Annotated in this window: 10 protein-coding genes; 6 read left to right on the top strand and 4 right to left on the bottom strand. The window is 61.6% G+C overall.

All coding sequences use genetic code 11. The features are described from left to right. Positions 1-83: 83 nt before the first annotated feature. Genes RISW2_RS17675 through RISW2_RS17660 form a run of 4 tightly spaced genes read right to left on the bottom strand, consistent with a single transcriptional unit; the run spans position 84 to position 5,148 of the window. A complete protein-coding gene (locus RISW2_RS17675; protein WP_043773617.1) occupies positions 84-1,655 on the bottom strand; it encodes an ABC transporter substrate-binding protein in 1,572 nt (523 codons plus the stop codon). Between the two features lie 33 nt (positions 1,656-1,688). Continuing rightward, positions 1,689-2,573 carry an ABC transporter permease gene (locus RISW2_RS17670; protein ID WP_043773614.1) on the bottom strand — a complete coding sequence of 295 codons (885 nt, stop codon included), beginning with the start codon at positions 2,571-2,573 and terminating at the stop codon, positions 1,689-1,691. Further along, a complete protein-coding gene (locus tag RISW2_RS17665) occupies positions 2,570-3,508 on the bottom strand; it encodes an ABC transporter permease (RefSeq protein WP_043773612.1) in 939 nt (312 codons plus the stop codon). The genes RISW2_RS17670 and RISW2_RS17665 overlap by 4 nt, the downstream gene beginning before the upstream one ends. Continuing rightward, complete coding sequence (locus tag RISW2_RS17660) at positions 3,505-5,148, bottom strand: amidohydrolase (protein WP_043773609.1); 1,644 nt, start codon at positions 5,146-5,148, stop codon at positions 3,505-3,507. Before RISW2_RS17660 ends, RISW2_RS17665 begins: the two co-directional genes overlap by 4 nt. Before the next feature lie 1,305 nt (positions 5,149-6,453). On the opposite strand from RISW2_RS17660, the gene RISW2_RS25495 reads away from it, so the two are divergent. From RISW2_RS25495 to RISW2_RS17640, 6 genes are all read left to right on the top strand, one after another. Then, positions 6,454-7,419, top strand: a complete 966-nt coding sequence (locus RISW2_RS25495; protein WP_211238719.1) for a hypothetical protein — start codon at positions 6,454-6,456, stop codon at positions 7,417-7,419. Positions 7,420-7,442: 23 nt separating this feature from the next. Further along, positions 7,443-8,978 (top strand): exonuclease domain-containing protein, encoded by a 1,536-nt coding sequence (locus tag RISW2_RS23615; protein ID WP_244437629.1) that lies wholly within the window; start codon positions 7,443-7,445, stop codon positions 8,976-8,978. 156 nt (positions 8,979-9,134) lie between these two features. After that, positions 9,135-9,416: a hypothetical protein gene (locus RISW2_RS24645; RefSeq protein WP_156943885.1), complete on the top strand. Its 282-nt coding sequence runs from the start codon at positions 9,135-9,137 to the stop codon at positions 9,414-9,416. Between the two features lie 643 nt (positions 9,417-10,059). Further along, positions 10,060-11,388, top strand: a complete 1,329-nt coding sequence (locus tag RISW2_RS24640; RefSeq protein ID WP_156943884.1) for a hypothetical protein — start codon at positions 10,060-10,062, stop codon at positions 11,386-11,388. A 131-nt stretch (positions 11,389-11,519) separates the two neighbouring features. After that, on the top strand, positions 11,520-12,329 hold the full coding sequence (locus RISW2_RS24635; protein ID WP_156943883.1) for a metallophosphoesterase family protein: 810 nt from the start codon (positions 11,520-11,522) through the stop codon (positions 12,327-12,329). 171 nt (positions 12,330-12,500) lie between these two features. Beyond that, positions 12,501-13,272, top strand: a 772-nt coding sequence (locus RISW2_RS17640; RefSeq protein WP_043773605.1) for a bifunctional DNA primase/polymerase, incomplete at its 3' end; no start/stop codon positions are given.

Raw genomic sequence — 13,272 nt, 5'->3', positions numbered from 1 at the left:
GTTGAAGGGAGAGGACGCACGGGTCGGACGAGGGGTGCGGCCGCCGCCCCCGCCGGGGCGGGAACGGCGGTGCGCGATCGGGCCTAGTCCCGGAACTTCAGGTCGAGCCCCTTGTAGAGGCCGGCGCCGTAGATGTTGTGCGGCACCACAGTCTCGAGGTCGGTCGACTGCGCGATGACCATGGGCTCGTGGTAGAGCGGCAGCCACACGGCCGCCTCGTGCACGATCTCCAGCACCTGGCCGTAGCTGTCGGCCCGTTCCTCGTCGGTGATCGCGGTGGATCCCGCCAGCAGCAGCTCGTCGGTCCGGGCGTCGTTCCAGTTCATCCGGTTCGGCGTCGGCATGTTCTGGCTGCGGAAATAGAGGTTCAGCGCGTCGCCCGAGGACACGTAGGGATAGGACATGCCGAACATGTCGAATTCCTGCGTGGCGAGCTTGCCCCACGCCACCGTGGCGTCGAAGGCCTGGATCTGCAGGTCGACGCCGATCTCGCGCAGGTAGGCCTGCACCGCCTCCGAGATCTTGCCCCAGGTCGAGCCGGCAAAGACGTAGGCCGTGGGCGCGAGCCGCACGCCGTCCTTCTCGCGCACGCCGTCGTCACCGCGGGTCCAGCCCGCCTCGTCGAGGAGCGCGTTCGCCTGCTCGGGATCGTATCCCAGGAGCTGCGCGTCGAGATCGGAGTTCCAGTCGAGCGCCTCGGTCGAGACGTAGGAATAGGCCGGCTGCACGACACCGAAGAACAGGTCCTCGGCCATCGCCTCCTGGTCCACGGCGAGGTTGATGGCACGGCGCACGGCAGGGTCCGACACCGTGTCCTTGTCGATCTTGAAGCCCATGAAATAGGTCCAGAACGCGAGGTCCGACTGCACCACCTCGACGTTCGGCGCGCTCTTCAGCTGTTCGAGCGCGATGTAGGGCACGTACTGGCTGATCTGGCTCTGCCCGGTGAGCACGGCCACGGTGCGGGTGTTCTCCTCGGGCACGATCTGCCAGGTGACGCGCTGCATCGAGGCGGGCCCGGTGTTCTCGTGGAACGGCGCGCCCCAGGTGTAGGCCTCGTGCCGCTCGACGATCATCTTGTCGCGCGGGGTCCATTCGACCCAGCAGAAGGGCCCCGTGCCGTTGAACCCGCTGACGCCGAAATCGTCGCCCAGCGCCTCGACATTGGCCTGGTCCACGATGGTGCCGAAGCTCTGCGTCAGCTGGTAGAGCAGTTCCGAGAACGGCGCCTTGAGCTTGTACTCGACCGTGTGGGGGCCGGTCGCGGTGACGCTTTCGACCTCGCCCGCGCGCCAGGCGACGGGCGACTTGGTCTCGGGATCGGTCCAGCGGTTCATGGAATAGACCACGTCGTCGGCGGTCATGGGCTTGCCGTCGCAGAACGCGACGTCGTCGCGCAGCTGGAAGGTGTAGGTCGTGCCGTCCTCGCTGACTTCCCAGGATTCGGCGATCCCGGGCTCGATCGTCTGCATGTCGGGCGCGAGCGACACCAGCGTGTCGCCCAGCATGAACAGCACCTCGGAGGCCGCGCGCGACGTGGTCTTGTGCGGGTCGTAGTTGTTGCTGTCGACCTCGCGGACGATGGTGATCTCCTGCGCCTGGGCGAGGCTCGTGCCCAGGAGGAGGGCCGCGAGGGTCAGTGCCTTTGTCTTCATGTCGTCTCTCCTGTCGGGTTTCTTTGTCTTGGGTCAGGACCTGAGCCGCGGATCGAGCACGTCGCGGAGCGCGTCGCCCAGCACGTTCGCCGTGAGCACGATGAGGAAGATCATCACCGAGGGGATGACCGCGATGTGCGGTGCGAAGAGCAGGAAGTCCCGGCCCTGCGCGGCCATCATGCCGAGCTCGGCCGTGGGCGGGCGCGCGCCGAGGCCGAGGAAGGACAGCGCGGCGCCGATCAGGATCACCTGCCCGAACCGGAGCGAGATGAAGATCATGATCGAGGACACGCAGTTGCGCAGGAGGTAGCGCAGGAAGAGCTGCCGCGCGGGCAGGCCCAGCGCGCGCCCGGCCTCAATGTATTCCTGGTTCATCACCGACACCGCGATCGACCGCGCGATGCGCGCGCAGTCGGGCACCGTGGCGATGGCGAGCGCCACGATCACCGGGCCCGCACCGGGGCCCAGCACCGCCACGAGCGCGAGGCCGAGGAGGATGGCGGGAAAGGACAGCATCACGTCGACGAGCCGCATCACCCACGGGTCGAGCCCCGGCCGGAAGGCCGCCAGAAGCCCGAGCAACGATCCGAGGAAGCCGCCGATGCCCACCGACACGAGGCCGATCACCAGCGTGAGCCGCGTACCCCAGAAGATGCGCGACAGGATGTCCCTGCCCTGCCCGTCGGTGCCGAGCGGGTGCGTCCAGCTGCCGGTCTCCGCCCAGACGGGCGGGACCATCACGCTGCGCGAGCTCGCGAAGGGATCGTGCGGCGACAGGACCGGCGCCGCGACGGCCACCACGCAGACGGCCAGCAGGAACAGCGCCGCGACCAGCGCCGAGGGGTCGCGCATGAGCCGCAGGTACCACGCGCGCGTCGGCGCCGGGGTGTCGGCGGCGTCTGTCTCGGCGGCGCTCATGCCTGCACCCGGGGATCGAGAAGCGCGTAGAGGATGTCGACCACCATGTTGATGAGGATGAAGCCCAGCGCGAGGATCAGGATGGCCCCCTGCGCCAGCGGAAAGTCCGACGACAGGATCGCGCCCACGGCGAGCCGCCCGAGGCCCGGATAGGAGAAGATGCTTTCGGTCACGACGGCGCCGCCGACGAGGTAGCCCGCCTGCAGGCCGACGAGCGTCACCACCGGGATGAGCGCGTTCCGCAGGCCGTGGCGCAGGATCACCTGCGTCTCGCTCAGGCCCTTGGCACGCGCGGTGCGCACGTGGTCGAGCTTCAGCACCTCGAGCACCGAGGACCGCGTCATCCGCGCCACCGGGCCGATGAAGATCGCGCCCAGCGACAGGGCGGGCAGCGCGATGTGGCGCAGTCCCTCGACGGTCCAGAGCGGCCCGCCGCGGCCGATGAACGGCAGGAGCCGCCACTGCACGCCGACGAAATGGATCATCATCAGGCAGATGAAGAATATCGGCAGCGACACGCCCGCGACCGAGACCGCCATGATCGCGCGGTCGATGATGCGGCCGCGGAACACCGCCGCAAGGGTGCCGAGCGCGATCCCGAGCGGGATCGACCAGATGAGGCAGGCGACCATCAGCTCGAGCGTGGGCACCACCGCGGCACCAAGCTCCGACACCACCGTCTTGTTCGAGATCAGCGAGCGGCCGAGATCGCCCTGCAGAACGCGCCCGAGATAGGACAGGAACTGGACGAGCACCGGCTCGTCGAGGCCCATCTCCTGCCGGATCGCCTCGACCACCTCGGGCGTCGCGGTGGGCCCGGCCAGCACGATTGCCGGGTCGCCCGGCACGAGGATGAGCAGGCAGAAGCCCAGCAGCAGCACCCCGAAGAGGACGGGGATCGAGATGATCAGCCGGTTCAGGACCTGCGTCATCATCGGGCCGCGTCCTCCCGGGCGAAGGCGACCACGCCCCCGAGGATCGTCAGGTCGCAGCGCGCCGTCAGGATGTCCTCGGGCGCGCAGGACAGCAGGTCGGTGTCGAAGACCGCGATGTCGGCCAGCTGGCCCGGCACGAGGCGGCCCTTGATGTCCTCCTCGTGGGACGCGTAGGCCGAGGCGCGGGTATAGGCGTCGAGCGCCTCCTCCATCGACAGGCACTGGTCGGGGCCGAGCACGGTGCCGCTCTCGGTCCTGCGGGTGACCATGGTGTAGAGGTTCGCCATCGGGTCGATGTCCACCACCGGGCAGTCGGTCGACGCCGAGGGGTGCAGCCCCGCCTCGATCCACGTGCGCATGGGATGGCTCGCCTCGACCCGCTCGCGGTCGAGCAGCGTCAGGTAGAGATCCCCGAAATGGTAGAGGAAGGCGGGCTGCGGCGCGGGCAGGATGTGCCGGTCCGCCATCCGGGCCATCTGGTCGGGGCGCAGCCAGCCACAATGCTCGATCCGGTGGCGGCGCGTGGCGTCGGGAACCGCGTCGAGCGCCGCCTCGTAGGCGTCGAGCACCTGGTCGATGGCCGCGTCGCCGATGGCGTGGATCGCGAAGCGGTAGCCGTCGCGGTGCCCCTCGGCCACCATGTCGCGCAGTTCCTCCGCGTCGAGGCAGAGCAGCCCGCGATCCGCGTCGTCGCCCCCGAGATAGGGCTTGGTCATCGCGGCGGTGCGGCCACCGGCCGATCCGTCGGTGAAGATCTTGACCGGCCCGATGCGCAGCCGGTCGTCGCCGCCGCCCGACACCATGCCCGCGGCGCGCGCCTCGGCCATGATCGACCGGCCCTTGTCGCCCATGAGCACGGCATAGACGCGCAGGGGCAGACGCCCGGTGCGGTGCGCCTGCTGGTAGGCCAGCATCTCGGTCCAGCCGTCGCGGATGCCGACCGCGGCCTCCATCACCGACGTGATGCCGCGCGACAGGCAATCCCGACCCGCCCGCTCGATCGCGTCGACGAGGTCGCCCACCTGCGCATCGGGCAGCACCGCCATGACCGGCTCGCGCGCGGTCTCGGCCAGGAGGCCCGTCAGGCGGCCGTTCTGCTTTTCGATGCTGCCGCCCTTCGGGGGCACGGTGTCCTCGTCGATCCCGGCAAGCGCCAGCGCGCGGGAATTGGCGACGGCCAGGTGACCGTCGGTGCGCACGATGTAGACCGGGTGGTCGGGCGCCGCCTCGTCCAGCTCCTCGCGCAGCGGATGGCGGCCCACGTCGAGCCGGAAATGGTCGTAGCCTCGGCCGATCACCCATTCGCCGGGCGGAAGGGTTTCCGCCCGCGCGCGCACGGCCTCGAGGACATCCGACAGCCGGGGCGCCACGCGGGGCCGCAGGTCCACCTCGGCCATGGCGGTGCCGTAGGGCAGAAGGTGCATGTGCGCGTCGTTCAGCCCGGGCGTGGCGAGCCGCCCCTTCAGGTCGACCACCCGGGTCTCGGGGCCGACCAGCGCCGCGATCTCGTCGGCGGTGCCGGTGGCGAGCACGCGGCCCGCGAAGAGCGCGACCGCCTCGGCCGTGGGCAGGCCCAGCCCGCACCATACCGTGCCGCCGGTCAGGACGGTATCCGCCGCAACGACGGAACGCGCCGTCATGCCGGCCCCGGACGGGTGTTGCGCGATGCCTGCATGTGGGGATCCTCCGTGCCGTTCCGTGCACCCGTAAGCGGGCGCCTTTTTCACAGGCAATCGAGCCGACCCCCCTTCTGTCAATTCGCGCGCGCGGCGGGGCAACAACCGCAAGTGGTAAACGAAAGCGTTGATCCAAAAGGAAAAAGGGGTACGCCGCGGGGCGCGACGGGAGTTATAAATAAACCAATACGTTTATAGGGAGCGACCCGCCCAGGGGGCGCGGCGCGCGCCCTCCCGCCCGGCCCGTGGGCGACGCCCGGACGACACCACGACGGGCTGTCGCGGACCCGGCGCGGTCCGCGCGGCAGCGTTCAGGATGGGGAGGATGGTGGGTGATGAGGGATTTGAACCCCCGACATCTTCGATGTGAACGAAGCGCTCTATCGCCAACCTACTGATATATATAAACACGATCACTTCTTAGTCCCCACCTGAAAACCAGAAAACCAACCAGGTGGGGGCCTACAAGGTTCAATGAACCAAAGAGCACTTCGCAATGATTTCGGGGTATTGGGATGAAAGCTCTGACTACTTGGAGCCCCAAGCTTAACGATGTAGCTTGTACATATCAGGAGCCGCGAAATTCATACCGGCCCTCAGAAACTGCGGCACCGCCTCGAAGACGCCGGGTTCGAACCGCGCGTCGCCACGGCGCTGTCTGAGGTGATTACCGAACTGCGTGATCAAAAGCGCGCCAGCGAAGGGGACGGGGCACAAATCGCCACGTTCCATGAACTCAACTCTGAACTGAAGGCCTTCAAGAGGGAGTTCAAGCTAGCGCTTGTGATCCAAGCGCTGGCTATCACCTTGGTGGTGACAATCGTCCTTCGCCTGCTCCCGTAGACCGCTCTGGTCCCATGCGTCTGGCGCGTGGACCTGGCGGCGCGTCAGCAAGCGTCCCACTTGTATCCTCCCTCCCATACCGGTGTCCAAGGGCGAGGCCAAAAGTGACAAGCCGCCCCGATAGATCAAGCACGGAATTTCGGTACTCCCGATTTATCTCTGTTGACACGATTCGGCGATCATGTATAACGCGGTACAACAACACTACCGTATGATCGTAAATGCCATGACAAGGGTCGCTCGTGAGTACCGGAGGCTCTGCCTCTCTGAAGGCTTTAACCTCCTCGGGATTGATGTGGACCGTAAGCACTGCCGCCTGCGGTTCGAGCTCGGCGACGTCTTCGCGGCGGCTACGCCGTCCGATCACCGCAACCTCGTCAACGTCCGCGCCGCAATTCGCAGACTTCATCGCATCGGAGCAGTAGCTTGAATATCGACCACATCATGAATGCTGAGGAACGTCGCGAAGCCTTCCGCGAGGCTGGCTTTCGTCACGGAGACGACGAGCATTATTGGGACTACGCCGACGTTGTCGCCGAAATCCTCTCACAGGCGTTGGAGCACGTTGAAGGCCTGATCGGGCCCACTAGCGCAGCTCGGCCGCTGCGTGAACTTGTCGATCCTATCGCGGTGATCAATAACCCGAGGGCCGTCGACTGGCGCGAGGTCATGGAAGATACGCTCGCAGCTGGAACCACGCCACCGATCTCAGATAGGCTCGACGCGGCTCTGCTTTACGGACTTTACGGAGTTACCCCGGTCAAGATCCCCGTCGAGGACCGCGCCCGGTGGATCGCCACACTGGTCGACGACGTCTCGCGCTTTGCATCTCGAAGCGAGGTTCGGAGCCTTGGAGATGGCGACAACGCGGTTACTCGGATCGCCTATCTCGCAGCCTCGCGGCACGCATTGGATCGAGGCGAAGGCGAGGTGGACATCACCTCGATGGTCATCTTGGGTGCGATTTCCGAAAGCAGGGTCCGCAATCTCATGTCCGGTGCTTCGGCACAGCTGGAGCGCGGCCCTGGTGGCGGAGTGAAAGCCATGAGCGCTATGACTTGGCTGCAAAAGCGAAAGGGCTTTCTCCATTCCATCTGGTCGTCAGAAGACCGTGACGACCATGGGCCCGAAGCTCCCCTGCCCCCAGTTGCCCTTGAACGCTTGATCTTCGTTCCGGTCGCCCGTGATGGATCGCTCTTCCATCCGGACCTCGTCAGAGGCGGCAAGTACCAGATCGGCGCCAAGGGTGAAGAACAGCACTTCGACAATTTCGACGATGCACTTGCGGCGCTGAACGCGATGCCCATCCCCCGCTGGCGGCGGCCGAACGAGCAGGGCCATTGGGGGATCGTGAGCGGCGTTGCGTGGCAACGCGTCGAGCGCCAGAAGTGATCACCAGTAGAATGGATACGAGTATGCTTGCCAATCATCCGACCCCTGAAGACATCCTCCAGCAGCTCCTTGCGGCAACGCCTGCCTTCACGAGGGACGCTCCGCGAGACCAGCGCGGCATCTACGCCCTGATCGATCACCTTGGTCGTATCCGTTACATCGGATCGACATCCAGCCGATCCCAAACGTTGTACGAACGCATCCATCAGCGGCACCGCACCGGCTCCGAGGACTCCAGCCACTACTATTCTCGCATGTATAATACCGGGCGCATGTGGCGGCAGCGGAACCACCCGGCCACGAAGGCGGATGGCGACATCGCGAAGAAGCTCCGCAACGAGTTCATCGCCGAGCATTGTCGCGCGGTTTGGGTCGCACTTCCCGACGAGGTCAACATCGCGGCCTTGGAGCATGCCGCACTGCGTATTGCTCCAACCGAGATGATCGCCTGGAACTACCGCGGCACAGAGGCCTACGAAGAGCCTGTCGATCTCGTCGACCAGACGATCACGCGGCTCGGGCTGAACGCTTCGGAGAGAGCCGCACTCGACCGCCAGCGGCAGCGCTTTACCGGAAGAACGGGGATGCCAGCTTCTCACGCCTCCTCGACGGCATATGAGACCGGCTTGCCGCCCTTCCCCGATGGCGCGGTTCGGTTCTTCGCGCTCGATGTCGAAACCGCCAATCGTGATCGTGGCAGCATCTGCCAGGTGGGGGTCGCCGCCGTGAGTGAGGACTACAACATCGAGACTTGGATGACGTACGTGGACCCCAAGACCGACGACTGGTCCTGCAGCTTTGTCCACGGCATCACCGGGAAGGACGTCGCCGGATCGCCCACTTTTCCGCAGGTCATCGAGTTCCTTCGCGGCCACCTCGGACAGCACACCGTGTATCAGCACTCAGGGTTCGACCGGAGCGCCGTGAACGCAGCATGTGCGAGCTATGGCATGGTGCCGCCCAGCTGGGACTGGCAGGACAGCGTTCAAATCGCTCGGCGAGCCTGGCCGGAACTCAAGGGCAATGGTGGCCACGGGCTCGCATCTCTGAAGAAGCATTTGAAGCTCGACTTTCAGCACCACGATGCCGGAGAGGATGCCCGCGCCGCTGCGGAGGTGGTGCTCCGTGCGGAGACTACCCATGCAGCCGCAGCGGAATTGCCCAGTCGGGATGAGCATACAGACGGAGCGCCCCTTCGAGGCGAACGCTTCCACACGGAAGGCGACGGCCCACGCCTCATCGGAGAAACCTGCATTACTCAGGGCAACATCACTCACAAGCACATATATCTGAGAGCTTTCATCGACGCCTTTCCTCCTGACGCACTCGGCGGGTCAAATAAGGCTAGCGTTGCTCAACGTAAGGTGACTGTCGATTGGGGCGGACCGATGCCGGTGATTACGGATTTGGACGGCTCCAAGAAGTTCTTCCGAGACCGCGGTTGGGTCCGGCCCTTCTTCGAGATGAATAATGTTTCACCAGGGGTTGTGGTGGCAGTGGAAGAGGTTGCGCCTTATCACTATCAAGTGCGTTGCCGGGCCCGTAATGAAGTATTCTGAAGGCGTGACGCTAGACGGAATATTCGCGGCACAGCTATAAGATCAGAATGATTGAGTCTATGGGACTACAAGAGACGCGTGATATTCCACACGGTTGCCGCAGAGGTATAGACGTTGCGTGGCATGAGCCGCATGATCATCTAAGGTAAATGGGACATGATTGCTTATTATAACTGCGCAGTCGAACAACCTTGTAACATCCACCGCAATATCGTGTACGAGATTCACGAACTTGTTGCTCTCGCATCGTCTCCAAAGGTATCCTCTGTCCAGGTGATCAAGGCGCTTGCAACGGCAGCATGGGACATCGCGCACTCCGTCAATGGCCTGCCGTTGGATGTGGAACACAAACTTATGGAGGTCAGTGACGAAACTGGTTCCTGCGTTTGTTGGAAAGCTGGCAATACCAATACCTTCACCCTCTCATCTGCCGAATAACAACGGCTAAATGCTCACCTACCAAGATGAAATGGGCGCTGCCATTTACGCCGGCGGCACCATTACTAGCTCAGAACTTCAGTAATGCGGCTGCTCCGGTCAAGCGGTTTGGCTGCACAATATTGACCGCCGGGGGTACGGGACTAGTCGTTAGTGTATTTCGAGCCACTTTGCTGACGCCGCCTTTTCAAGCGAGACCATCCCCGGGAGAATGCTTCGGTACTGGGCAGCGCAAAGACCGCCAGCAAGATGCGGGTTCGGAGCAATTCCGATTTATCCAACTCATAGGCGTGCTCGGCGGAGCCGGCGTCAGGCCTGAGCGTGACATCATTGGAACCACATCCCTGAGGGGACCTCGAAGACCTGGGGTCAGGCAGGTAGCGGACGAGAGCTCACAAGATCATGCCGCGTGAGTAATCGGCGCCTCCGCCTAGAATATTGTGCCATCACGCCACATTCGGCGCTGCGACGGCGCCCCGTCGGGTCAGCGCCCACCGCGCACTTGCGGCCGCGGCGGCGGGCAACCTGCTAAGTCCTGAATCAAGGACTCCTTACGTCAAGTAATGCGATATAGCCGTGTTGCACAAGCTAGTTTTGCAAAGTAAAAGAACAATGGTAGAAAAAAATTTGTGGAGCCCTCAATATGCGCCACTCCTCAATAATTTTCACGATGCTATTTATAGCTGTTCTAGTATTGTCGGCATTCGCTACGCTTTCTGCCTTCCTGTGGATAACGGAGGCGGGTCCAAGTTATCCTGAAAACTCTATAGATGCAATTTTGGAAAAGCAGAATATTAACGACTGGTCGAGCATTGCGGACTTTCTCTCAGCGGTAGTTGGGATACCGGTCGCCCTCGCCGGCTCTTTAGTAGCAATATATATCGCTCACCGAGCGTATATAGTAACAAGAAACCAATCTGATTTTGAAAGCCTAGCATTCGTCGAGAGCATTACTGAAAGATGCTCGGAATCATACTGGAATTTGAGCCGCGCTCTGGATAAATTTGACGTGGCCGCTCGAAGCATACCCCCAGAGTCGCTTACACACCCTCAATTCTACAAGGGTAAGGACCCGTACGACCACGAGTACAGTGATGAGGAAAAGGGTGAGGCTGCACACGCGGGGAAATACGATAAGAAAAACGGCGCAGCGGAACTTGCGATTCAAAAAGTCACTGACGCCTCGGTTGAATTATCCAATGCAATCCTTGCAATATTGCGCGATCCGCTATCCTCACGCATGTGGGAAGCCGCAAAACCTAGCGTGCCCCTCCCAGAGGGCTTGGTATTTAGCGATGAGCGACAGCTAATAACAAGAAAAGGTGCGTTCCACGGCGTTGATCCCGCATCTCTCGCCCAAATAATCACCACACTCACAACCGATGGCTTTTATGACCATTATTTAAACAAGGCTGATTTTTCACGAGAGTTCCTCTTGAGGGAACACGCCAGAAAAAAAGCCAGCAAGAAGTCGTTAGAGAGTCCATTTGGAAAATCACTTAGTGACGCCCCGTACGCCAAACTAAGCGAGCCCGAGATTAACGAATTGCAGAAAATAGAACTCCTTCCTATAGCGGTTGTTGGGGCCTTGGAGAATCCAGTTACTAGATTTTTGATAGCGGGCGCGATATTAGGAACTGAGAGGTGCCAGCTTCATCGAACCCCCCACACCCTTAACGTTGGTGCTATTTTGCTGTCGATTGCGATACTATCGTTCCCGGATACCTCCAATCAAGAGCAAGCACTGATTGATTACCTAGATGACAATGTGGAAATGTCCCCTCAGGCCAAGCGGAGATCGCGAAGAATGCTCTTAGCAAAAAATATTTCTTCATATTTATCCCCAAACATAAAAGAGGTTGCTGAGGCGCTGAGACGGTATCCATCCTGCCTCTACGCTCGGCGAGCAGAAGATCGACAGGAATTCTATTTTTGGGGATTCCCAGTTCCGGTCGGCCAGTGGGGGGGGTGATTAAATCGACATTGTGCCGCCTCTGGAGTTGTCCCATTTTAGCCAGCAGCCGCAATCGATAACGATATATACGGAATGACCACACTCCGGCAGGAGCTGCCACCCTAGGGTGGTCCAAAATAGGTAATACAATGTCCGCAGACCCGCTCCCATCTAGGCTCGCAGTCCTTTTGGAAGGCGTCCTATTTTACGGCGACCCCCATGGCCTTTGGGGACCACTACTTGAGGCATTAGTTCCCAGCGTCCATACTGTATTCATCCTAGGGGATTTGGCCGAGGCAAAACGACATCCTGAACATATTGATGACGCTCGGGCAACATTAGGAACATTAAAAGATCGCGGCATCAATTGGTATACAATTTCTGGAGATCGCGAATCCGAAACCTCAGATATTTGCGACTTACTCTTCTATGAACTGAAAGACCAACTCGCTGATGGTCGCCTTATCAAGGTGAAGGAAAGCAATGTTACCGTAGCTGGGTTGGGCGGTGTCGTGCGGGGACGCATTTGGGATGGACTATCCAAACCTCGCATTCAATCTCCAGACGAGCTTCTTGCGAAAACACCTCCTCAGGAGATTTATCGCCAAGGCCTTCCATTCAAAAAGCGCAGCACTATTTTTCCGTCTACTGTCCACTGGCTTTCTGAGCAGAAAGCGGATGTTCTGATTTGCCATGAAGCTCCCAGCTGCCATCCGAACGGCTTCGCGTTCATCGATGAATTGGCGAGCGCATTGGACGCCAAGTTAATTGTTCATGGGCATCATCACCTTCCATACATTGATCGGCTAAACAACGGGGTATGGGTAAGGGGTCTCGGTTTAGCGGAAGTGTGGCGCCCTCAAGCTCCTCTTTCTGATGTCCAGCGCCAGTTGTTGCGCTCTGGCCTCAAGTCTTTAGAAGAGAATGAGAGAGCCTACCGGTATCTAAAAGATAGATAAACTCTAGAATCCGGCCCGAACCATTCTGGCAATACTACCTGACTAGCCCATGCGGCGCAGCAAAATGTGTGCTAGTCCCACGGACTCCGCATCAAAACGGATAGAGAACTATCCCTTGAGCCGCCATATGAGGCCCGCGCTCTACTCGGCGCGCTAACCTCTAGGAACAACATGAGCATTTTCGCAAACACGGCCCCCGCATACTGGGCGGCCGGCCTCGCTGTCATTCCCTTAATCAAGGGTGAGAAGCGGCCTGCCATCGCCCGCTGGCAGAACTACAGTGAACGCCTCCCTGACGAGGAGGAGAAGGCCGCATGGCTCAGGACTTACCCCAACGCCAACATCGGTCTCGTTCTCGGTGCAGCTTCCGGCGTCATCGCCGTTGACATCGACACCACCGACCCAGTCGCCGTGAAGATCATCGAGCGCGTTCTCCCACCGTCCCCATGGAGGCGGGTCGGCGCGAAGGGAAGCGTGCGGCTCTACCGGTACAACGGCGAGCGCACGCTGCGTCTCCAGGCCGCTGACGGGATGGTCGCCGAAATTCTCAGCACCGGCAGCCAGGTCGTTCTCCCTCCCTCAATCCATCCGGATACGCAGCGTCCCTACACCGCGAACATCGACTTGCTGTCCGTGCTGTCCGACATCCCTGACTTGCCACTCGGGGTCCCGGAGCTCCTCCGCAAGGAGTTGCTCGCAGCGGGTGTCGCCGTCGGCAAGACCGGTGGCGGTGGCAACATGGTAGACTTCGTCCCCGCAGGTCAGCGCGATACGCGGATGACCTCCAATGCCGGCATGCTGGCCCGCGCAGTTATTCGGGATGATCGCACGCTGATCGAAGCCCTCGATGAAATGCGGCTCTGGGTGGAAGAGAAGGTCGATCAGATTGTCGGCGATCCCCTGCCCCTGGAGAAGTCCCAGCTGACCTGCTCCCCTGAAAAGT

Origin of the sequence: Roseivivax isoporae LMG 25204, assembly GCF_000521865.1 — a bacterium.
Lineage (GTDB): Bacteria > Pseudomonadota > Alphaproteobacteria > Rhodobacterales > Rhodobacteraceae > Roseivivax > Roseivivax isoporae.
This window is presented reverse-complemented; position numbering and strand designations above follow the sequence as displayed.

What these genes read in the sequence shown, in the direction of transcription:
- RISW2_RS17660 (WP_043773609.1), bottom strand. Translation starts at nt 5,148, where the DNA reads ATGACGGCGCGTTCCGTCGTTGCGGCGGATACCGTCCTGACCGGCGGC.
- RISW2_RS17670 (WP_043773614.1), bottom strand. Translation starts at nt 2,573, where the DNA reads ATGAGCGCCGCCGAGACAGACGCCGCCGACACCCCGGCGCCGACGCGC.
- RISW2_RS23615 (WP_244437629.1), top strand. Translation starts at nt 7,443, where the DNA reads ATGCTTGCCAATCATCCGACCCCTGAAGACATCCTCCAGCAGCTCCTT.
- RISW2_RS24645 (WP_156943885.1), top strand. Translation starts at nt 9,135, where the DNA reads ATGATTGCTTATTATAACTGCGCAGTCGAACAACCTTGTAACATCCAC.
- RISW2_RS24640 (WP_156943884.1), top strand. Translation starts at nt 10,060, where the DNA reads ATGCGCCACTCCTCAATAATTTTCACGATGCTATTTATAGCTGTTCTA.
- RISW2_RS17675 (WP_043773617.1), bottom strand. Translation starts at nt 1,655, where the DNA reads ATGAAGACAAAGGCACTGACCCTCGCGGCCCTCCTCCTGGGCACGAGC.
- RISW2_RS24635 (WP_156943883.1), top strand. Translation starts at nt 11,520, where the DNA reads ATGTCCGCAGACCCGCTCCCATCTAGGCTCGCAGTCCTTTTGGAAGGC.
- RISW2_RS17665 (WP_043773612.1), bottom strand. Translation starts at nt 3,508, where the DNA reads ATGATGACGCAGGTCCTGAACCGGCTGATCATCTCGATCCCCGTCCTC.